Origin of the sequence: Aeromonas sp. s11 (genome assembly GCF_040907945.1) — a bacterium.
GTDB lineage: Bacteria > Pseudomonadota > Gammaproteobacteria > Enterobacterales > Aeromonadaceae > Aeromonas > Aeromonas veronii.
The window spans coordinates 17,054-40,455 of sequence record NZ_JBFOCU010000014.1; the positions used below are offsets into that span (position 1 = coordinate 17,054).

9 protein-coding genes and 2 pseudogenes are annotated in these 23,402 nt (G+C 59.9%); 9 read left to right on the forward strand and 2 right to left on the reverse strand.

Features of this window, described 5'->3' with window-relative positions:
* Positions 1-50 precede the first annotated feature (50 nt).
* The gene (glpC, locus tag AB5Y84_RS02985) at positions 51-1,253 is read left to right on the forward strand and encodes an anaerobic glycerol-3-phosphate dehydrogenase subunit GlpC (protein ID WP_120414388.1); all 1,203 of its coding nucleotides are present in this window, start codon (positions 51-53) and stop codon (positions 1,251-1,253) included.
* A gap of 97 nt (positions 1,254-1,350) precedes the next feature.
* On the opposite strand, the pseudogene AB5Y84_RS02990 reads toward glpC, so the two are convergent.
* Together AB5Y84_RS02990 and AB5Y84_RS02995 are read right to left on the reverse strand one after the other, a co-directional pair.
* Positions 1,351-10,891, reverse strand: a pseudogene (locus AB5Y84_RS02990) (type I secretion C-terminal target domain-containing protein); the annotation flags it as partial.
* 234 nt (positions 10,892-11,125) lie between these two features.
* Positions 11,126-14,229 (reverse strand): annotated as a pseudogene (locus AB5Y84_RS02995) (retention module-containing protein); the annotation flags it as partial.
* Positions 14,230-14,949: 720 nt separating this feature from the next.
* Between AB5Y84_RS02995 and nrfA the strand changes: the two are divergent.
* The 8 genes from nrfA (at position 14,950) to AB5Y84_RS03035 (ending at position 23,389) form a co-directional block, all read left to right on the forward strand.
* A complete protein-coding gene (nrfA, locus tag AB5Y84_RS03000; RefSeq protein ID WP_245097671.1) occupies positions 14,950-16,392 on the forward strand; it encodes an ammonia-forming nitrite reductase cytochrome c552 subunit in 1,443 nt (480 codons plus the stop codon).
* A 51-nt stretch (positions 16,393-16,443) separates the two neighbouring features.
* Positions 16,444-17,043, forward strand: coding sequence for a cytochrome c nitrite reductase pentaheme subunit (gene nrfB, locus AB5Y84_RS03005; protein WP_368176330.1), 600 nt, complete (start codon positions 16,444-16,446; stop codon positions 17,041-17,043).
* The gene (gene nrfC / locus AB5Y84_RS03010) at positions 17,040-17,720 is read left to right on the forward strand and encodes a cytochrome c nitrite reductase Fe-S protein (protein ID WP_368176331.1); all 681 of its coding nucleotides are present in this window, start codon (positions 17,040-17,042) and stop codon (positions 17,718-17,720) included. The genes nrfB and nrfC overlap by 4 nt, the downstream gene beginning before the upstream one ends.
* 87 nt (positions 17,721-17,807) lie before the next feature.
* The gene (gene nrfD, locus AB5Y84_RS03015) at positions 17,808-18,761 is read left to right on the forward strand and encodes a cytochrome c nitrite reductase subunit NrfD (protein WP_368176332.1); all 954 of its coding nucleotides are present in this window, start codon (positions 17,808-17,810) and stop codon (positions 18,759-18,761) included.
* Positions 18,762-18,911: 150 nt separating this feature from the next.
* Positions 18,912-20,879 carry a heme lyase NrfEFG subunit NrfE gene (gene nrfE / locus AB5Y84_RS03020; protein WP_368176333.1) on the forward strand — a complete coding sequence of 656 codons (1,968 nt, stop codon included), beginning with the start codon at positions 18,912-18,914 and terminating at the stop codon, positions 20,877-20,879.
* Positions 20,876-21,466: a DsbE family thiol:disulfide interchange protein gene (locus AB5Y84_RS03025; RefSeq protein ID WP_236380749.1), complete on the forward strand. Its 591-nt coding sequence runs from the start codon at positions 20,876-20,878 to the stop codon at positions 21,464-21,466. Before nrfE ends, AB5Y84_RS03025 begins: the two co-directional genes overlap by 4 nt.
* Positions 21,463-22,668 (forward strand): heme lyase NrfEFG subunit NrfF, encoded by a 1,206-nt coding sequence (nrfF, locus tag AB5Y84_RS03030; RefSeq protein WP_368176334.1) that lies wholly within the window; start codon positions 21,463-21,465, stop codon positions 22,666-22,668. The genes AB5Y84_RS03025 and nrfF overlap by 4 nt, the downstream gene beginning before the upstream one ends.
* Positions 22,669-22,759: 91 nt before the next feature.
* Entirely contained in the window at positions 22,760-23,389 is a 630-nt protein-coding gene (locus AB5Y84_RS03035) for a DUF2268 domain-containing putative Zn-dependent protease (protein WP_368176335.1), read from the forward strand.
* Positions 23,390-23,402 lie beyond the last annotated feature (13 nt).

Sequence of the window (23,402 nt, forward strand, 5' to 3'; positions counted from 1 at the left end):
GATTTTGTCCCATATCCCGTGCCTTCACACCCTACGGGAGGAGAACTGACATGCTACTGGATCACGCCAACCAAACTTTCGATCAGTGCATCAAATGCACCGTCTGTACCGCATACTGCCCGGTGGCCAAGGCCAACCCCGCCTACCCCGGCCCGAAACAGGCGGGCCCGGATGGGGAGCGGCTGCGGATCAAGAGCCCCGAGCTCTTTGACAGCGCCCTCAAGCACTGCACCAACTGCAAACGCTGCGAAGTAGCCTGCCCGAGCGGGGTGCGCATCGGCGACATCATCGCCAAGGCCAAACACCAGTACAGCGGCTTCAAACCGGGGATCCGCGAGTTCGTCCTCTCCCACACCGATCTGATGGGCAGCATGTCTACCCTGATGGCCCCGGTAGTAAACTTCACCACCGGCCTCAAGCCGATGAAGCTGGTGCTGGACAAGGCGCTGGGGGTTTCCTCCCACCGCGATCTGCCCAAATACTCCCAGGGCACCTTCCGCGGCTGGTACAAGAAGCAAAAAGAAGCTCAGGCCCGCTTTGCGCGCCAAATTGCCTATTTCCACGGCTGCTATGTCAACTACAACCACCCGCAGCTTGGCAAGGAGCTGGTGCAGGTGCTCAACGCCATGAACATCGGTGTGCAGTTGCTGGAGCGGGAGAAGTGCTGCGGCGTGCCGCTGATTGCCAACGGCTTCATGGACAAGGCCAAACAGCAGGCAGCCTTCAACATCAAGCAGATGGAGAACTCCCTGCTGGGCAACGAGATGCCGCTGCTGGCTACCTCCTCCACCTGCGGCTTTACCCTGCGCGATGAATATCCCCACCTGCTGGAGCAGGACAACCACAAGGTGCGGGATCGCATCTCGCTGGTGACCCGCTTCCTGTGGAACGAGTTCTACAAGGGTAACAAACCGGCGATGAAGCCGCTCAATCTGCACATCGCCTACCACACCCCCTGCCACATGGAAAAAATGGGGGGCGTCATCTACACCCTCGAATTGCTGCGCGCCATTCCCGGAGTCAAGGTGACGGTGCTGGAGTCCCAGTGCTGCGGCATCGCCGGCACCTACGGCTTCAAGTCGGAGAACTACCAGACCAGCCAGACCATCGGCGAGGGGCTGTTTGATCAGATCAACCGCCTCTCCCCCGATCTGGTGATCACCGATTGCGAGACCTGCAAATGGCAGATCGAGATGAGCACCAGCTTCCGCTGTGAACATCCGATCCACCTGTTGGCCCAGGCGTTGGCCTGACTACTCCGGCCCTTGCGGCCGCATAAAAACAATCCACGCAGAGATAAACAAAGAGCCGGCAATTGCCGGCTCTTCTTTTTACGCTTCACGCTCGCTATCAGGGGTGCTGGATGATCAGGCTATGTTGATCTTCCAGCATGCTCTGCAGGATATCGTGGGACGAGGTGCTGGTGAGATTCCAGCTGGTCAGATCCACATCCTTCAGGGTGATCTGCTGAGTTATCTGGCCATCACCCGCGGGCGAAACCGAGAGATTCACATCACTCAGGCCATTGCTCCCCGTGGTCACCGAGGCTGAGAGATGCTTGAGCAGATCATCGACACCATTGCCAGTGACCCCTTGCAGCATGTCAGCCAGATCGATCTTGTCCCCTTGCTCCGGATGGAAGTCGGTGATGGTATCGATGGCGGGCAGCCCCTGACTCCCCTCATCCCCGTGCTGCCAAACGAAGAGATCACTGCCAGCCCCGCCGGTGAGAATGTCGTTGCCATGCCCCCCCAATAGACGGTCATCGCCAGAGGAGCCAAACAGCCAATCCCCCTGATCGGAACCGACCAGCTCATGACCACTCTGGCCGTGCACCGTGATGGTCTCAAGGGGCGTGCTGACGGTTGAGCCGCCGACACTCGACTCGGCACTGATCCCCAGCACATGGTCACCGTCACCAAAACCGCTGAAGTAGAGCGGAACAGAGTGATCGGCCGGGATCAACCAGTCGCCATTGCCATCGGCATGACCGACACTCTGACCATGCTCATCCTGCACCTGAGCCCCATTCAGGCCGCTGATGCGGATGGAGAGTTCACCGGTGGCCGGATTGACCACGCTGGCATTGATGCCAAGGGGGATAACTGCCCCCTGCAAGGCATGGAACGCATGCTGATCCACCGTCAGACCCGGCATATCCGGCTCGGGAGTGACCGTGATGGTCACCTGATCGGTGTCGCTCAGAGAACCGCCCGCACCGCTGTTGCCCTGATCGGAGGTAGTGACGGTAAGGGTATCCTCTCCCCAGAAATCTTTGGCCGGTTCATAGTGCAGGTTGCTTGCCAGCAACTGGTTGAGATCAGCCAACGACCCCACCAGGGTGATCTCGCTGGTACCCGCCCCCTGCACCATCACGGCACCGGTTGCACCCAACAGAGTCAGCACACCATGCTCGACCCGCAGCACCATGGAGACAGGCGCACTGCCTGCATCCACATCCTTCACGCTGACACCGGAGAGCGACAGGGAGCCATCTTCCTTCACCGTCATGCTGCCAGGCAGCTGATTGACCGGGGTATCGTTGACCGGCTGCACCTCGATGGGCAGCACATCGGTATCGCTGAGTGCCCCGCCACTACCCGTGTTCCCCTGATCGTTGGTGACCATGGTCAGGGCGTCATTGCCGTAGAAATCACTGTTGCCCTGATAGGTGACCCCGCCAGAGAGCAAGGCATTGAGATCGGCCAGCGTGCCGGTCAGCACAAGCGAACCGGTGCCGTTGCCGACCACCGTCACGCCGCTGCCAGCAGGCAGCAGGCAGCGTCAGGGTGCCATGCTCCACCGACAGGGTGATCTTGATGGGGCTGTTGCCCGCATCCACATCTTTCACCTGCAAACCGTGGATGACGAAGGGCTGATCTTCCTGCGCGACCTGAGGGGTCGTTGGCAATACGTTGATTGGCGCATCGTTGACCGGGCTTACATCCACATGGATGGTGCCATTGACCTCGGGGCCAAGGGCGCCGTTGTCGAGGCTCTGGGCGGTGATCTTGAGATCCAGTGCACCGTTGGCATCATTGGTCACCAGCTCGACTGCACCCAGCTTGCCGCCCTCGGTAGTGACCTGCCAACGACCGCCACCCAGATCAACAACCGTCCCCGCCACGCCATTTGGCAAGCGGATCTCGGCACCATCAGGCACCCCTTCGATGGTGACCCGCACCTGCTCGGGCTTGTTCTCATGCACATTACCCGCACTGCCGCCGGTTGGCTGGGTATCCCGGGTCTCCAGCCCCAGATCCAGCGTGATCACATCCCCTTCGGTACCGCTCGCCTGACCCTGAATGTCGGCGATAAGGGCATCCCCCACCGGATTGACGGTGACGGTAAAGCTGCCACTGGTTTCGAGCGGAATGGTGAGCCCCTTGTCGAGGGTAAAGGCGCTCAGCGACAGATCCACGGTGCCGCTGAAATCAGCGGGCGGGATCAGGGTCAGCTTGGAGAAATCGGTCCCCACCGGGATCTGCCAGACGCCGCCACCATTGTTGACCGCCGGAGCCGACAGGGTGAAGCCATCCGGTACCCCTTTTATCTGTAGCGCGACGATCTGCTCCAAGCCATCGTTATCGATAAGGGTTGCGCCAAATCCGGCAAGGTTGACCGTGCCATCTTCGCTCCCCGTGACGCTGTGCACCGAGAGCTGGGCCGGATCGTTAACCGGTCTCACCTCAAAGCCGACCTGGCCGCTCCAGCTGCCGCTGTCGGTCACCTGCTGGCCACCGACCAGCGCGGTATCGACGATATCGACCTTGATGTCGAGCGGTACCTGACCGCTGAAATGCTCTTTGGGCACAAACACCAAATCCTTGAGCGCCGCCACGTCGTTGACCACCAGAGTGTTAACCGGCTTGCCGCTGCCATCGATGAAGTAACCATATTTCGCATCCACCGTGATGGTGACCCGCTCAACGGTTTCGAGACCGCCGCCCGCGATGGAGGGGCTGATATCGGCCAGTTTCACCGAGAGATCGAGGTGGATCTCGCTATCTTCCAGATTGTCCGGCTGCCCGTCCTGGTTGGTGTCCTGCACGGTCAGTGTCAGTTCCGGATGCTCGCCACGGCCACCATTCACATCGACCACGGGGGCCACATCGACCCGTACCGTGCTGCTGTCAACCTTGATGTCGCCACTGGCGGTATCGGTATTCACCACCTTCACCTCGATATTGAGCGAACCGGCAAAGTCTTGCGGTAAGCCGAGGGTCAACCCTTCCAGGCCCGCCAGTGACGGCGGCACCTTGATGACGTACTCACCGGTCGAGATGTTGTACTCGGCCCCGCTGATAGTGACGCCCGCCGGCAACCCCTTGAGGACAATGGTCACCTCGTCGCTCGCCTGGTCGGCGGCACCGATATGGATCACGCCTTTGAGCTGCTGACCAAAATCAACCCGGATATCCTCCTTGCCCACCAGCACGGCGTTGTCGTCGATATCGACAGTCGCCGCCGGCGTCTTGGGCGTCACTGGCTTGTTTTCAAATTCGGCACTGGTTTCCAGGCTCACTTTGACATGGGCGCTGGCATCGCCATCATCGCCCCGGTCGATAACCATGGCATCGATGCGGATCGGTTCGACCTTGCCGACAAACCCGTCCGGCGCATGCAGCTTGAAGCTGCCGAGGTTGCCCGCCGGCACGATCCAGCTGCCGTTACCGTTGTTGATACCGCCAACCACCACGAACTGGTCGCCTGCACCACCGTTCAACACCGGCAGGTTGATCACCAGATAGTCGATCTCCTCCACGCTCGAGGGATCGAGGTCGGTAAAGACGAAGCGTCCAGTCAGGTCTATATCAGCCCCACTCTGCCCCACGAGAGCTCCACCGCTCTGGGTCAGCACGCCATCGGGCTCCACCACGGCCTGGATATCGACATGCAGATTGCCATCGATCACCTTCTCGGCCACCGCGACCGAATCCACATCATGCTGGGTCACGGTAACATGGCTCTGGATAGTGGTATCCCGATCGCTATCCTCCGGTGCCTTCACCAGCAGTTGCCCCCCGTTGAGCAGGCTGTCGAGCTGGGCGGCTGTCAGGGTGACCTTGCCACTGACCACGGTCAGCGGACTCTCGACACTGCCGACTCGCAGCCAGATCTGGTAGCCATCCTCCACCCCGGAGAGACTCAGTGCCGTCACCTTCTCGGCGCCGTCAGTAAGGGTCGGATACCAGTCCAGCACGGTAAACTGATCTTCCAGGCCATTGCTGGTCTTGCTGTAGTCGGTGGCGTCAATCTCCGGTTCAACCTTGATATGCAGCGGCACATTGAAGCTCTTGTGATCGCCATCGTTCTCGGTCACCACCACCTTGGCGATCAGGTTCAAATCCGCCGTGCTGTTATGAGGCGGCTGAATAAGCAGGTTGCCAAAATCGGAGACATCGACCTGATAGGTCGGCTTGCCATGGGCGTCGAGTCCGGCAAAGGTGAGGGTCAGCTCCTTGCCATTGGCATCAAAGACCCGAGCACCTTCCGGCAGCCCTTGCAGCACCACGTTGAGGCTCTCGGAGGTATCGTGCGGGGTATCGACCCACTCGCCCGAGGTGAGGGTAAAGTTGAGCGGCGCCCGCCCATCTTCGCCCACGGTGATGGCATAGCCTGTCCCTTCGGCCTCCCAGCCGGTATTGCCAAGCTCGAAGTGAGGCTGATCCACCACCCCCACCAGATCCACATGAAGGGTCTGGGAGCCGGTCTCCTTTTCGTTCACCACGGTATGGGTCTGGCCGTTGGCATCGGTCAAGGTCGCCGTGTCTTTCACCACCCCCTTGATGATCAGGTCGAAATCGACGTTGCTGTTTTTCGGCGGTTGCAGCTTGAGTTCGCCAATCCGATCAAAAGGAACCTCATAGTAACCGGCTATGTTCTGTGCAACGGCGGAACCACCCAGCAACAAGGTTGCACCGTCAGGCAGGCCACTGATGCGGACAAACATCTGCTCGGAGCCATCGAGTTTGTCACCCAGATGAGCGAGGGCAATCTTGCTGCCCAGATCGAGCAGGGTGTCTTCCTTGCCCTGAATGTCACGCACGGTGAGCTTGGCGTCATCTGCCACCGGATTGACGTTGATCACCAGATCAATTTTGTCTCCCTGAGCCGTACCCTGACCCTGAGCGATCGGGTTCTTCTCGGTGCTGATCGGCGTCACCGACAGCTTGATGTCACCACTGAAATCCTTGCCCGGAACCACAGTTACCTTGTTGATGTTGCCAGCAGCCACCGTATAGAGGCCGTTTGCCCCCGGGGTAAGCACCTTGCCGTTCAGGGTAAGCGTCCCCTGACCCGACTCCCACTTGATCTGGTAGCTCAGTGTTTCGGAGCCATCGATGTCGGTGAGAGTGGCCTTCACATTGAGAGCGATGCCAGTGCTGTCTTCATTGGTGGTGTAGTGCTGATTTGTGCTCGCTCCATCCCAGAGTGGCTTGTCGGCAATACCTTGCACCGTGATGTCCAGATTGCCGGTGAGCACCGGGGGCTTGCTCCCCTCGGTGACGCCCACCTGCAACTGCACCGGGAAGCGCAGCGGATTGCCACCGAGGTCGTAGTTCGAGTAGTCGTGGTTAGGCACGAAGGTGACACCGGTGAGCTGGAACTTGTCGTTGGTGTTGGCCACCGCCACCATGGCCTCAGGCGGCACCTGATACCAGGTCTTGCCACCCAGGGTAATGGTGGTCAGCGCGACACCGTTGAAATAGAAGGTTCCCTGGGCATTGGCAGGTGCCTGGATAAGCAGCTGCTCCACATGCTCGCCCCGATCGAAATCCCCCACATCCAGATTCATGGTAATGGGGATCCCCTGGCTAGGATCGGTTGCTCCGGCATCCTCCTGGCCGGTGACGGCGCTCACGCTGAGCGTGCCAGCCTCGTCCCGGATGGTCAGGGTCAGGATGCCATCATCGCTATCCCCGTCGCCGTCCACCAGGTGGAACGTGATCTGCTGTATCAGGTTGCTATTGCTGTGATTGATACCCGACTTGGCGGTAAAGCTGTAGTTACCCTCTGCATTGATAACCAAAGTGCCGATGAGTTGTCCTGTGCCATCTGTTACCGAGATGGTGGTATTGCCCGTTGCGGCGATGGGGTGCTCGGTGCCATTGATGGTGACCGATTTCACTACTGCATCGTCCGCCCCCTCACTGGCGGTGGCCAGCAGATCGCCGGTCACTTTCGCTCCTTCATTCAGGGTCTTGTTCGCATCCACGGCGACGGGCACATCATCCTGCACGCTCACATGACCAATCACTTCTGCGCTGAGGTCTCCATCACTGTCCCGCGCCTGTAACGGCAGCTGGATATCCAGCAGATCCTTGCCCTGAGCCCTGTGATCCAGATTGCCGATGAGCTCGAAGGTGTAGCGGCCGGAGACATCCAACGTCAGCTTGAAGATGAGCTTGCCTGCGCTGTCCTTGCCAAGATAGACACCCGGCTGGCTATCGGCGCCAATGGTGACAACCTTGCCCCCCGACGTGAGGGTGTTGAGGGCGTTGAAACGGGCCACATCCAATTGCAGAGAAGCCACCCGGTCGCTCCCGGCGGCAATCGCCACCTGACCGATGGCAACTTCTCCCCTGCCTGAGGGACTTGTGCCACTATGCTGGCCACTGCCCCCATTGAGATCCGACTCCTTGACGGTGACCCCCTCGATAGATGTGATCACGGGATTGTCAGCATCGGTGATCACCGCAGTGGTACTGCCAGTGATCACGCTGCCATCGCTGTCGGTTACCTTGATTGGCAAGGTCAGGTTGAGTTTGTTATCCGCCCCGTGATCCAGGTTGGTATGCACAGTCACCTGATAACCGATCTCTGCGCTGGTGTGAGCGGCGATGGTGGCAGGGACAGTGGGGATAGATACCGTCATCACTACCAGACCGCCACTGGTCACCGCCTGGAAGGTGTGACCATCGGTGCCAACCGCTTTCCAGGTCAGGGTTTCGCCGTTATGGGTGATGGGCTTGCCATTTGCATCCATCACCTGACCAGCAAAGGTCAAACGCACATCGGTCACCGGATCCGAGTCAGCTTTGATGGTGATCTTGCCGCTGGCTTGCTGATCATCCGCCGTCTGGTTATTGGCGGCGCCATCGAAGCGCCCTTCATTGAGGGTCACTCCGGTCAGGGTGAGGGTCGGTTTCCCCCCTTCCCCAATCTGGATATTGAGGGTGCCGCTGGTGCTGTCGTTGTTACCGCCCGCCTTGTCGTAATCGTTGACGATCACCTTGATGGGCAGGTCGGTCACGGCGTTGGCGCCCTGATGAAGCCCCTGATAGAGGGTGACCTGATAGTCAAACCCGTTTTTGCCCGCCTGATCGAGGCTGCCAATCAGCTTGACCTCGAACACCTCGACCCGCTGGCCATCCATCATCACATAACCCTTGAGCAGCTGGCTACCGGGGATGGCGGAGTCCCCATCAACCAGCTCGTATTTGACGGGCTGGCCAAGTGCAGTGAGCGCCGGTTGCTGGCTGCCATCGGCAAACACCACCTCCACCACCCGATCCGACCCGGCTTGCACATCGAAGTGACCGGTTTGACTCAAGCTGTTGCTGCCGGTGAGGTTCCCCTCATCCAGGGTCACACCGGTGCCTGGGATAAAGCTCGGCGCCTTGCCATCCGCAATGGTGAGCGGCAGCGTGGTACCGATGCGATCGCCATCCTTGTCAGCCAGGGTGACGGCAAGCGGCAGGTTGAGGGATTCACTCCCCTTGTGATCCAGCTCGCCGCTCAGGGTAACCTTGGCGGTGACGCTCCAGTTACCGTTGTTATCGACCAGGCTCAGCTCGGCGCGCAGCACCACCTGGCCACCGGCGGCTCCGACCAGCTGGCCGGTTGCGGGATCGATGGTGAAAGTAACCGGGTTGCCGTGGCTGGTGAGTCCGGTCAGGGTGCTCTGAATAGCGGCGATATCAAAGCCGAGGGAGTTGGGGTCAAGGGCATCGCTGCCGTGCGCGACCGAGAAACTCATGGTGCTGACCGCGGCAGCCTCCCCTTGTGCCATCTCGGTGATGGTGGTGCCGGTCACGGCAGCGATGGTCGGATTGGCGCCATCACCCACCGCCACGGTAATAGTGGAGGAGACCTTGTCACCATCGCTGTCGAGCAGGGTAAAGCCCGCCTTGAGCAGGCTGTCGGCACTGCCCTGATCCAGCGGTTGATGGAGGGTAAAGCTGTATTTGCCATCGTTACCGAGGGTCAGCTCAAACACCAGCTTGCCATCTGGGGTACGTCCCTCGATAAGATGGTCAGCCACCGTGATGGTCACGGCCTGCTTGCCCGAGGTGAACCCTTGCAGCCCCGGCTGATTGGCATCGAAAGTGATGCTGGTCAGCGGATCGCTGCCCGCAGTGATAGTCAGATCGCCGTTAAGGGTCTGGCCCTGCTGCCAGTTGCTATCTTCGGTGAGCGTGAGGGAGACAGGATTAACCTGCGGCAAGGCACCGTCGGTAATGGTGATATTGAGGGTACCGAGATTGCTCTTGTCGCCGTCAAAATCTGAGCCCTGTACCTTCAGGCCAAGATTGAGGCTGTTGGTCGCTTCCGGCTCGTCAAACACCCCTGTCAGGGAGACGTTGTATTTGCCATCCAGCCCGATGGTAACGGTGAGGATTGCCTTGCCCTGCCAATCCTTGACGGTCAGCTGGTTGTCTTGAACCTCATAACTCGTCGCCTTGCCCTGGCTGGTGAGCCCCGCCAACGCCGGTTGGCTCGCCTCAAAGTTGAGGGAGACCAGACGATCGCTCCCCACCGCCACCGGCAGCTGACCATCGATGCTCTGGTTGCCCCCCTCTTGCAGGGCGACGCCTTTATCGAGACCGAGCACAGGATCTGCACTATCACTCACCGTGATGGTAGCGGTTCCCTGATTTTTGCTGCCATCGCTGTCGGTGACTTCGACCGGAAGGGTCAGCTCCAGCTTGTTGTCTGCACCGTGATCCAGGTTGGTATGCACCGTCACCTGATAACCTATCTCTGCGCTGGTATGAGCGGCGATGGTGGCAGGGGCAGTGGGGATGGACACCGTCATCACTACCAGACCGCCACTGGTCACCGCCTGGAAGGTGTGACCATCGGTGCCAACCGCTTTCCAGGTCAGGGTTTCGCCGTTATGGGGGATGGGCTTGCCACTGGCATCCATGACCTGGCTGGAAAGGGTCAGCCGCACATCAGTCACCGGATCCGAGTCGGCCTTGATGGTGATCTTGCCGCTCGCCTGCAGGTCATCAGTGGCCGAGTTGGCGCCATCGAAGCGCCCTTCATTGAGGGTTACATCGGTCAGGGTCAGGGTTGGTTTCTCCCCTTCCCCAATCTGGATATTGAGGGTGCCGCTGGTGCTGTCGTTGTTGCCGCCCGCCTTGTCGTAGTCGTTGACGATCACCTTGATGGGCAGCTCGGTCACGGCGTTGCTGCCCTGATGAAGCCCCTGATAGAGGGTCACCTGATAGTCAAACCCGTTTTTGCCCGCCTGATCGAGGCTGCCAACCAGCTTGACCTCGAACACCTCGACCCGCTGGCCATCCACCATCACATAGCCCTTGAGCTGCTGGCTGCCTGGGATCAGCGGGTCACCATCAACCAGCTCGTACTGCACCGGTTTACCCAAGGCGGTCAGCGCAGGTTGTTCGCTGGCATCGGCAAAGGCCACCTCGACCACTCGATCCGACCCTGCCTGCACGTCGAAGTGACCGGTTTGGCTCAGGCTGTTGCTGCCGGTGAGGTCCCCCTCATCCAGAGACACGCCTTTGCCCGGAATAAAGCTAGGTGCCTTGCCATCCACGATGGTGAGCGGCAACGTGGTACCGATGCGATCGCCATCCTTGTCGGCCAGGGTGACGGCAAGCGGCAGGTTGAGGGATTCACTCCCCTTGTGATCCAGCTCGCCGCTCAGGGTGACCTTGGCGGTGACGCTCCAGTTACCGTTGTTATCGACCAGGCTCAGCTCGGCGCGCAGCACCACCTGCCCACCGGCGGTCCCGAGCAGCTGGCCGGTTGCGGGATCGACGGTGAAAGTGACCGGGTTGCCGTGGCTGGTGAGTCCGGTCAGGGTGCTCTGGATAGCGGCGATATCAAAACCAAGAGAGTTGGGGTCAAGGGCATCGCTGCCGTGCGCGACCGAGAAACTCATGGTGCTGACCGCGGCTGCCTCACCTTGCGCCATCTCGGTGATGGTGGTGCCGGTCACGGCGGAGATGGTCGGATTGGCACCATCCCCACCGCAACCGTAATGGTGGAGGAGACCCTGTCACCATCGCTGTCGAGCAGGGTAAAGCCCGCCTTGAGCAGACTGTCGGCACTGCCCTGATCCAGCGGTTGATGGAGGGTAAAGCTGTATTTGCCATCGTTGCCGAGGGTCAGCTCAAACACCAGCTTGCCATCTGGGGTACGCCCCTCGATAAGATGGTCAGCCACCGTGATGGTCACGGCCTGCTTGCCCGAGGTGAACCCTTGCAGCCCAGGCTGATTGGCATCGAAAGTGATGCTGGCCAGCGGATCGGTGCCCGCAGTGATAGTCAGATCGCCGTCAAGAGTCTGGCCCTGCTGCCAGTTGCTATGTTCGGTGAGCGTGAGGGAGACAGGATTAACCTGCGGCAAGGCACCGTCGGTAATGGTGATATTGAGGGTGCCTAGATTGCTCTTGTCGCCGTCAAAATCTGAACCCTGTACCTTCAGGCCAAGATTGAGGCTGTTGGTCGCTTCCGGCTCGTCAAACACCCCGGTCAGGGAGACGCTGTATTTGCCATCCAGCCCGATGGTAACAGTGAGGATCGTCTTGCCCTGCCAATCCTTGACGATCAGCTGGTTGTCCTGAACCTCGTAACTCGTCGCCTTGCCCTGGCTGGTGAGCCCCGCCAGCGCCGGTTGGCTCGCCTCAAAGTTGAGGGAGACCAGACGATCGCTGCCCACCGTCACCGGCAGCTGACCATCGATGCTCTGGTTGCCCCCCTCTTGCAGGGCGACCCCCTTGTCGATACCCAATGCGGGATCACTGCCATCATTGACAGTCAACGTCAGGTTGGCGCTGGTGCTGTCCCCATCTATCTCGTTGGCGCTCACCTGCAAATCGAGGGAAAGCATGTCGCTCCCCTGATGATCGAGCGGGCCGGTGAGGGTGACCACCACCCGCCCAGCCAGATCGCTGCCCTGCTGCTCAGCCTTCAATTCGGCGCGCAGCACCTCCACCCGTTGGCCACTGCCATCCAGGTAGTAACCCACCAGGGTGCGATCACCGGCAAATTCAAAGGTCAGCGGATGACCATCGCTGGCAAGACCCGAGCCGTTGAGGGTAGTCAGGGTACTGTTCTGATTACTGAACACCAGCGAATCCACCAACAAAGGATCGACACCGTGTTTGACTACAAAGCGGCTCTCACCCACTACGGCAGCACCGTTGATAAAGGCATCTTCGGTCAGGGTAATGGGCGGGAGATCAACGTCAAAGTTGGGCGGATTGCTGTCCACCAGATTGATCACCAGCGGCGCCTTCACCAGATCGCCGTCGCTGTCGCGATATTCGAGGTTGAACGGCAGGCGCAACACGTCCTGACCGTGATCCAGGCTTTGACTCCAGACGATGCGGTAACTTCCGTCATTGTTGAGGGTCAGGGTGAAGACAGTCGCCCCACCAGCACTGGCGGTCAGGGTATGACCGTTGATGGTGTAGCCAAGGGGCGCGCCATGGCTGACGAGCCCCAGCCCTTCCAAGGCACTCTGATCAGCGGCAAACTGGACTTGCAGATTGCCATCCTGACCAGCACCGGTATTGAGGCTGCCGGTCGCGGTGATCGAGCCACCGGCCAATCCGGCTTCGGAGAGCATCAGGGTCTCGCTCTGACCTATCAGCGGCGCCCCATCGCTGGCGCTGTTGCCCGCCAGATCGGTGACACTGGCACGCACTTCAAAGGATTGATTGATACCGGAGAGATCAAGACCTGATACCTGCCAGCGGCCATCGGCCCCGACCTGTGCCGAGGTGGTCAACAGCGGCTGGCCATTGCTGTCGACTAGTGTGATGATGACACTCTGACCCGCCTCCACATTGCTGGTGGAGCCGCTCAGGGTGGCGCGGCTGTTGCCAAACAGGGCTGCGGTATCGAGATCATCGATATCGATAAAGGCCTGGGTATCAACATTGATAACGAGGGTATCGCTGGCTCGGTTGCCGGCAATATCCACGGAATTGACCTGAAACTGGTACTGGCCATCGGCCAGGCTCTGCGGCAGCTGATATTGCCAGTTACCGGCGGCATCCACCGTCAGGACGGTGAGCACGCTGCCGCCAAGGCTCAGGGTTACGGTGGCGCCGGGCTCCCCCTTCCCTTGCAGCAGCGGGGTATTGTCGCGGGTCAGAGCATCGATCTGGCTGGCGCCGGTGTCGCTCTCATCGGCGAGATCGAGGGTAATGGTGGTGATGGTATCGAGCAGGGTCTGTCCGGTATCGCTGGCGTTGTTGCCCGCCTGATCCTGGGTATTGGCCACAATCTGCAACGGGCCATCCACCAGCTTGCCGGTCACATCGCCAAAATTGGCTTCCCACACCAGGCCGGGCAGCACCACTGTCGTCACCGTCAGTGAATTTCCCGCCTGATCGATAAGGGTCACAGTGACCGGCTGGCCTACCTCCACATCATCCACCACACCACGAATGATGACGCCAGCCGCTTCATCGGCGTTGATAATGTTGTCGCTGGTTTGGGGCTCGGTGATGGTGATGGCAGCAAAGAAATCGCGCTCTTCGGAAAACAGCAGCTCATCGCCAACAGGTTGCACCGCATGATCGGTATCAAAACCGGCCTCGGCCAGGGTGGAATCGTTGGTACGATCGACCACCACAAATCCACCCGAGCTGGAACCGGCTACACCACCGATATTACCCGCGGCGGCTGCGTTACCGGCAGCGGTCTCCTGGAACAATTCGGTCGGGTCAATACCCTGACGGATCGCCTCTTGCAATGAGGCCAGTTCCGGATCGGTCGGTTGTCCATCAGCAGCAGGCTTCGTGGGCTCAGGTTTGGCGGCCATATCTTGCTCACCAGCAGGATCACTGCCCGGCTTGGCTAGTTGAAAGTGGCCCCCTTGGGCAGCTTGCAGGCGATCCCCCGGCTGCAATGCCATCCCCACCTTTGCTCGTATGACAGATCCATCTGCACTGATGACAAACACGGAGCCCTCGAGTTGGGAGATCACCGTGGACTTTTCAATTTGCAACTCTGCCATACAACCTCCAGCAAAACCTTAACCACCAACATCAGTACCTACAGGGTACTTGTCTGTTCAATAATCATACCGAACCAGACTAAGTGGGTCTTTTCGCCATTTTCGGCAATGATTGCCATAAAATGGCCATAACTTACAATATTTCGCATCTAACAGGCCCTTTTTAATAAAATGAGATTTGTATGAACCTAACCCCATCACCTTTATTAATAGGCCTATCAGACTCCATGTGACCATTTCTGTCGTTTGACGATAAATCCACTGCAGCTTCAATAAATGGATCATAATCCGAAGGTCAAAAGCTCACACCACAATACCGAGAATTTGCATATTCAGTCAATTATTAGCATAAGTCATTGCCAGAATCAGTGAACAATACGACAGCAATCAGGATCAGCAGCAAAAAGTGCCAGTACGTAACTGTTCCGTTCAAACTCCTGCCATCGAATGTTCGGCAGTTAACAAGAAGTTGAGTTTCCATAAAATTTAATCCAGGTCTCATTTCAGCAATCAATCCTGTGCATCAATTGATCTGGCACAACTCTCCCCCCGATAAATCATCATTAAATTTACCTATTTGTTAGGGTAACCCTCGAGCGATCATATATTGCGCGGTTTTATTCACCCGCAAGCGAATGTCTGCCCACCCCGCCCGACGAGGAGAAGATCCACACCAAGATGGAACGGGTCAGACGAGACCAAAACATTTATCTGGGAGTGATAAACGTGGGTTCACAACACAGGCATATCAAACTGGGCCTCGCCACCCTGCTGCTGACTACCAGCCTTGGCACCAGCGGCTGGGCACTGGCTGATGACGCAACCACCAATGGCAAGATAGAGGCGCGCAGCGAGCTGTTCGCCAAGGATCACGCCGATCAGTTCACCAGCTGGCAAGCCACCAGCGAAAGCAAGGAGCGCACCGACGCGCTGGCGGAAGATCCCAACATGGTGGTGCTGTGGGGCGGTTACCCCTTCGCCAAGGATTACAACAAGCCGCGTGGTCACTTCTATGCCCTGACCGACGTACGCGAAACCCTGCGCACCGGCGCCCCCAAGACCGCCGAAGATGGCCCGCTGCCGATGGCCTGCTGGAGCTGTAAAGGCCCGGACGTGGCCCGCGTTATCGACGAGAAGGGTGAAGATGGCTACTTCAAGGGGATGTGGGCCAAGGGTGGGCCGGAAATAGTCAACACCATCGGCTGCGCCGACTGCCACGACACCGCCTCGAAGGAGTTCAAGGAGGGTAAACCTGCCCTGCACCTCTCCCGTCCCTATGCCGATCGGGCCATGACCGCCATCGGCAAGCCGTTCAAGGAGCAGGGGCGCTTTGATCAGCAGTCCCAGGTGTGCGGCCAGTGCCACGTGGAGTATTACTTCAGCGGCCCCACCAAGGCGGTCAAATTTCCCTGGGACAAGGGCACCACGGTGGAGCAGATGGAGGCCTATTACGATGAAATCGGCTTTGCCGACTGGACTCATGCCCTCTCCAAAACCCCCATGCTGAAAGCCCAGCATCCCGAGTACGAAACCTGGCGCGCCGGCATTCACGGCCAGAACAACGTCGCCTGTGTCGATTGCCACATGCCCAAGGTGCAGAACGAGCAGGGCAAGGTCTACACGGATCACAAGGTGGGTAACCCCTTCGATCGTTTCGAGCAGACCTGCCGCAACTGCCACACCCAGAGCAAGGAGATGCTGCAAGGGATCGTCAAGCAGCGCAAAGAGGCGGTGATCGAAACCAAGCTGAAGGTCGAGAAGCAGCTGGTTCACGCCCACTTTGAAGCCAAGGCGGCCTGGGATGCCGGCGCCACAGAGGCAGAGATGAAGGATATTCTGCAGGACATCCGTCACGCCCAGTGGCGCTGGGACTACGCCATCGCCTCCCACGGGGTGCAGATGCACGCCCCCGAAGTGGCCCTCAAGGTACTTGGCAGCGCACTGGATAAAGCCGCTGACGCCCGCACCAAGCTGGCGCGCCTGTTGGCCAGCAAGGGGATCAGCCACGAAATCGCCATCCCCGACATCTCCACCAAGGAGAAAGCGCAAGCCGCCCTTGGCATGGATATGAAGCAGTTCAACAGCGACAAGGCCCAGTTCCTCAAGACCACGGTCCCCGCCTGGGATGCCGAGGCCAAAGCGGCCGGACGGCTGGCACAGTAACGGCGCCTGCGGGCCCGGCCAGACCAGGCCCGCAGCGGATGGAGGCTTCCTATGGGTGATTTAACGATGGATTTTTTACGACTGATGCTGATGGCAGCCATGCTGCTCACCAGCCTGCAGGGTCAGGCGGCCGAGTCGGCAGCAGCCTCTGTTCCAGCTACACATGAGGTGGAATTTTTACGCAATCCCGACAAGGCCTGTACCGACTGTCACAAGGAGCAGAGCGAGGGGATGCACGGCAAGCATGGTCAGGCGACCAATCCCAACAACCTGGCACCTGTCACCTGCACCAACTGCCACGGCCAGCCCTCCCCCCAGCACCGGGAAGGGGTCAAGGATGTGATGCGCTTCAGCCACAGCCTGAAGGATAAAGAGAGCATCAAGCTTTATCCCATCAGCGAGCAGAATGGAGTCTGCATGAGCTGCCACGAGCCCAAACCACTGCGCGAGGCGCTCTGGGCCCACGACGTGCACGCTACCAAGCTCACCTGCACCAGCTGCCACCAGTTGCATCCGGCCAAGGAGCCCATGGTGGGGATCCCGGAAAAATCCCGCATCAAGCTCTGCGTCGACTGCCACAGCAAGCAACATGAGGCCAGCAAGGCCCGGCAGGAGCAGTCCAAACCGGCTACCGGCAAGGAGGCCTCATGAGCTGCTCTCGCCGTAATTTTATGGCGGGCGTGGGTGCGGGGGCCCTTATCATGATGACGGGGCCGACTCGTTCCCTTGCTACCCCCCTCGCCCACAGCCAGACCATCGACGGGATCCGCTATGGCATGATCCACGATGAGACGGCCTGCATCGGCTGCACCGCCTGCATGGATGCCTGCCGGGAGGTCAACAAAGTGCCGGAAGGGGTCTCGCGCCTCGAGATCATCCGCTCCGGCCCCGTCGGTGAATTTCCCGACGCCGAGTACCGCTTCTTTCGCAAATCGTGCCAGCACTGCGACAACGCCCCCTGCGTGCATGTCTGCCCGACCGGCGCCTCCCATATTCGCAAGGAGGATGGCATCGTCGATGTCGACGCGGATCTCTGCGTCGGCTGCATGTATTGCCTCGCCGCCTGCCCCTATCAGGTGCGCTTTATCAACCCGGTCACCCGAGTGGCGGACAAATGCGACTTTTGCCGCAAGACCAACATGGCGGTGGGTAAGGAGCCGGCCTGCGTGGAATTCTGCCCCACCAAGGCGCTGGTGTTCGGTAATCTGGATGATCCGGACAGCCCCATCGCCCAACGACTGGTGAAGGAGACCACCTATCGCTACAAGCAGGCGCTCGGCACCTCGCCCAAGATGTACCGCGTGCCCAAAGGGGAGATAACGTCATGACCATGCAAGCGGCATTTTATTTTCCCTCCCTTGTCTGGGGATTTGTCCGATCGCCATCTACCGCAGTAACAGAGGGAGGAATGGATCATGTTGCATGACGCATTTCACTTCCCTTCACTTGTCTGGGACTGGCCGATCGCCATCTACCTGTTCCTGCTCGGCATCTCCGCCGGGGCCACCACCCTCTCGGTGCTGTTGCGCCGCAAGGGGGCAGGCAGCGAGAGCGGCATCATCAAGGCAACCGCCATTCTGGCGCCAGCGAGCGTGATCCTGGGGTTACTGATCCTTATCTTCCATCTGGCCCGCCCCTGGACCTTCTGGAAGCTGATGTTCCACTACCAGTTCGACTCAGTGATGTCGATGGGGGTCATGCTGTTTCAGCTCTATATGGCGGTGCTGTTCGCCTGGCTGGCGGTGGTGTTTCGCACCGAGATTGAGACCTTGCGTCGTCACCTGCTGCAAGAGAAGTTCGCTTTTGTGGATGAGCTGATAGGCTGGCTCGCCCGCATCGAACGGCTGCTGGCGCCGCTCTTGCTGCTGCTTGCCGTGCTCTTGGGGGCCTACACTGGCTTTCTGCTCTCGGCACTCAAGACCTATCCGCTCTTGAACAACCCGGTGCTGCCGGTGCTGTTTCTGGTCTCGGGCATCAGCTCAGGTATCGCCTCCACCATCTTGCTGGCGGTGACGCTCTTCAAGGAGAACCATCACAGCCAGGGGGTGAGCTTTGTGCATCGCTTCGAGCGGCCGGTATTGGCGGTGGAGGTGTTGCTGCTGGTCTGCTTCTTTACCGGCCTCTACTTCGGTGGCGGCCAGAAAGAGGTGGCGATGTGGGCGGCCATCGGCAGCGGCTTCTGGGCTCAGGTGTTCTGGATAGGGGTGGTGGGGATCGGCATGCTGCTGCCCCAGCTGCTGGCCCTGCTGACCCCGGCGCCCCTGCGGGAGCGCAATGGCCATCTGGTGCTGGTCTGCAGCCTGACCCTGGTGGGGATCTTGCTGCTGCGCTACTTCGTGCTCTATGCCGGCCAGATGACGGTCGTGTAACCGTATACTCACCGGCGCCAGCCACCTTCGGGTGACTGGCGCTTATTTTGTTGCGATGAATTGTTGCTAGGAATGTGGATGTTATCCCCCAGCGCCGGTACGGTGCAGACGCTGCGGCATAACATAGACGAATGCTTGACTGGAGGTTGTGTGCTGGCGGAGCTCGGCTATCTCTCACTGTTGCTGGCGGCGGCACTCTCCTTGCTGCAGGGCACACTGCCCTGGCTGGGATTACGGCTCGCCTCCCCAACCCTGCTGCGCAGCGCCACGCCGCTGGCGCTGATCAATGCCATCCTGCTGTTAGCCGCCCTACTGCTGCTCGCCAGCTGCTTTGCCCGGGATGATTTCACCGTCAGCTATGTGGCCCAGCACGCCAACAGCGCCCTGCCGCTGGGCTTCAAGCTGGTGGCGGTGTGGGGCGGCCACGAGGGTTCCATGCTCTTTTTCGTCTTTGCACTGTCCCTGTGGGGCGCTCTGGTAGCGATTTGTTCAAAGCGGGTCGATCCGCTGATCACAGCTCGAGTACTGGCCATCATGGGGCTGATTGTCGGGCTGTTCGGCCTCTATACCCTGATCTTCTCCAGCCCGTTTTACCGCCAGTTTCCGGGACCGCTGGAGGGGCGCGATCTCAACCCCATGCTGCAGGATATCGGCCTTATCATCCACCCACCCCTGCTCTATCTCGGTTACGTCGGCTTTGCAGTCAACTTCGCCTTCGCCATGGCGGCGCTCCATTCGGGCAGGCTGGATGGTGCCGTGGCCCACTGGAGTCGCCCCTGGGCGCTCGGCTCCTGGGTCTTTCTCACCGCCGGTATCGTGCTGGGCTCCTGGTGGGCCTATTACGAGCTCGGCTGGGGCGGCTGGTGGTTCTGGGATCCGGTAGAAAATGCCTCCCTCTTGCCCTGGCTGCTAGGCACAGCCCTGCTGCACGCCCTGATTATCTGCGAGAAGCGCGGCGCCTATGGTCATGCCGTGCTGTTGCTCTCCATCTTCACCTTCGCCTTGAGCCTGCTCGGCACCTTTGTGGTGCGCTCCGGGGTGCTCACCTCGGTGCACGCCTTTGCGGTGGACCCCAGCCGCGGCCTCACCCTCTTGTTGCTGCTCGGCTTGCTATTGACCAGCGCTCTCACCCTGTTTGCCCTGCGGGCGGACATTCGCGCCCCCTATGCCCGCTTTGGCTTCTGGTCAAAAGAGGGGCTGCTCGGCGCCGCCATCCTGCTGCTCTGTGTGGCCTGCGCCAGCGTGTTGCTCGGCACCTTCTACCCCATGGTGTTCCAGTCGCTCCATCTGGGCTCGCTCTCGGTGGGGGCCCCCTATTTCAATACCATCTTCGTACCGCTGGCCCTCTGCCTGATGACGCTGATGACCCGAATCCCGCGCCTGCGCTGGCAGGAGCTTGCGCCACATTCCCGACTCAACGCTCTGTTGCCGCCGCTGTTTGGCCTGCTTGGCGGCGGGCTCATTAGCCTTGCCTATCTGGAACAGGGATCGTTTTCCGGTAACTGGAACGGCATCCTCGCCAATATAGTGAGCCTCTGGCTGATGGCTAGCCTGTTGCTCCCGCTCTTGCAACTGACGTCGCTGCGCGAGCTCACCCTCAATCGGTTCGGCAGCCTGCTGGCCCACCTCGGGGTGGCGGTGTGCGCCCTCGGCATCGCGCAAATGAGCCACCACAGTCAGGAAGGAGGCACAGTGCTAAGTGCCAACCAGCCCTACCAGCTCGGTGCGTTCGAATTTCGCTATGAGGGACGCGAGCCGATCATCGGCCCCAACTACACCGCCGAGCGCATCACGCTCAGCGTGCATAAAGAAGATAAAGAGATCGCCAGGCTCACCCCAGAGCGACGTCACTACAGCGTGCGCACCATGAACATGAATGAACCCGGCATCGCGTGGGGAATGCTCGGCGATCTCTACGTGGTGCTGGGTGAGAAGATGGGACCAGATGCCTATGCCATGCGGCTGCACTACAAGCCGCTGGTGCGCTGGATCTGGCTCGGCGGCCTGTTGATGATGGCGGGCGGCACCCTGCGCCTGCTCGCCCGTCGCCCCTTGCTTGCCTCCCGTCCCGTTGAGGTTGGCACCTCCCATCCCCGGCTCGAACAGGAGGCGTTATGAGATCCCGCCTGCGCCTCTTTCTTCCACTGCTGCTGACCCTGGGCCTCGGCGCCCTGCTTTGGCTCGGCCTTGGCAACAATCCCTACAGCCAGGATGAGGCGACGCTCGGCCGTACCCTGCCTGCGTGGCAAAGCAACAATCTGCTGGATGGGAGCCAGATCCAGACCGCCAGCCTCAAGGGCGAGCCCTTTGTGCTTAACGTCTGGGCCAGCTGGTGCGCCAACTGCCGCGCCGAGCATCCGCTGCTCAGCGAGCTCGCGGGCACCGTGCCCCTCTACGGTCTCAACTACCGGGACAAGAGGGATGCCGCCCGCGCCTGGCTTATCCAGGCGGGCAACCCCTATCGCGCCGTACTGGCCGACCCCGACGGCAAACTGGCCCTTGAGCTCGGCGTCTACGGCACGCCAGAGACCTATCTGTTTGATGCCGATGGTGCCCTGCTTGCCCGCCATACCGGCGAGCTCACCAAAGGGATCTGGCAACGTCAGTTTGCCCCCCTGCTCGACCAGGCGCGAGCGGATGCGCGAATGAAGGCCGCCACTACTGCACCAACTATTGCAATATCAGCTCGGGAGACACAGCCATGATGCGCCGTTCTCTTGCCTGCGCCCTGCTGGCCCTCGGCATGCTGCTGAGTGCAACTGCATATTCCAGCGGGGTCGATACCTATCAGTTTCGCCATCCCGAGCTGCAAAATCGGGCGCAAGAGCTGGCCCGCGCCCTGCGCTGCCCCCAGTGCCAGAACCAGAATCTGGTGGAGTCCAACTCCCCCATCGCGCGGGATCTGCGACTCGAGGTCTACCGCTGGGTAGACGAGGGGCAGTCTGATGAACAGGTGATCGCCCGCATGACGGAGCGCTTCGGCGATTTCGTCCGCTACGATCCCCCCTTCAAGGCCAGCACGGCGCTGCTGTGGGGCGGACCCCTGCTGCTGTTGGGGCTGGCGCTGTTGACCCTGTTTCGCCGCCTGACGCGCATGAACGCGCGGGCCATCCCTGTCGTTAAGGCAATCGATGAGGCAATCCATCAATACGCCGCCGATCCGCGCAGCGAATTGAATTTGCTGATCATGCACGGGGAGCAAGCAGGCCTCTCCCCCGACCAACCACTCTACAGTGAGCTGAGCGCCGCCCGCCTGGCCAACGCCATCCCGGCGGCTGAGCTGGCCCTGCGCGCGCAACTGGCCAACCAGCATGACAATCGCAGCCGCAATAACCGGCACGGGCGGACCTTGTTGCTGCTTGGCATCATGGCATGCGTAGCCGTTGCCGCTGTGTATCTCGGCAGCGGCCGTTATCAGGCATGGCAGGATTATGCATCCCGTCCCGATCCGCTGGCGGGGTTGAGCCCGCAGGATCTGCAGGACAAAGAGCTGGGGAGTCTGCATCAGAAACTTCAGCGCAATCCTGCCGATCTCGACAGCTGGGCGGCGCTTGGCCAGCTCTATCTCTATCGGGGCGAATATGACAGCGCCCTGCTCGCCTACCAGCGTCTCGCTCTGCTGGAGGGGGGCGCCAGCGCGGCGACTCAAGCCGCCCAAGCCACCGTGCTCTACTATCAGGCGGGCCAGCAGCTGACTCCCGAGGCAACCCGCCTGCTGGAGAGCGCCCTCAAGCAAGATGCAGGGGAAGTGAGCGCCCTGATGCTGCTCGCCTCCGATCACTTCCTGCATGGCCGCTACAGGCAAGCCATTGCCCTGTGGCAGCAACTGCTCGATGGCGAGCGCCCTCGCATCAATCGGGCCGCGCTGATCGAGGCGATCCAGACGGCAAGCATAATGGGCGGGTAACCCCTTGATTGAAGGAGGGTAATCGTGATGATATGGCGCCGCGACCACGCAAGTGGCTCAGCACTCTCTTTCAATAGACAAGGATGTCTGGATGCAACTCACCCTGTTAAACGACTCGGGCAAATTCGATGGGCTCGATGACACCATCAGGCACGTTTTTGCCGAGACGGCGCACAAATTGAATGCCTTGTTCGATCTCTCCCAACTGGATGTCACCTTCAGCCCTTTTGCCGAGGGGGATGCGCCCGACTCAGGTATCGGTGGCTGGGCCATCAACATGTATCGAATAGAACTCCAGCTTGATCTGGAACGGCCCGACATCAAAGAGGTGATCATCACCGAATTGCCTGCCGTGCTGGCCCACGAAGTCCACCATATCGTGCAAAAGAAGAACAAGGTGGAAACAGAAACCCTGGCCGAAAACCTGATTTTTGAAGGGCTGGCCTGCTACTTTGAGCAGAGGTTCAATGGCGGCACACTCCCCTCGCTGTTCAAGGAGTCTCATCATCATGACTGGCAATCGCTGCTGGCAGAGATGACACCCCATCTATCCAGCAAGCAGTTCAACTTTTTAGACTTTTTCTACTGCCGTAATAACCGGCCATTTCCCAAATATGCCGGTTACTGGGTGGGGTTCAATCTGGTGGCCAACTATCTGGCCAAAAATGGACTGAATGAAATGGAGGTCATGGGCCTGCCCGCCGAGGCGTATTTCAATTAACAGGCCTTCACAC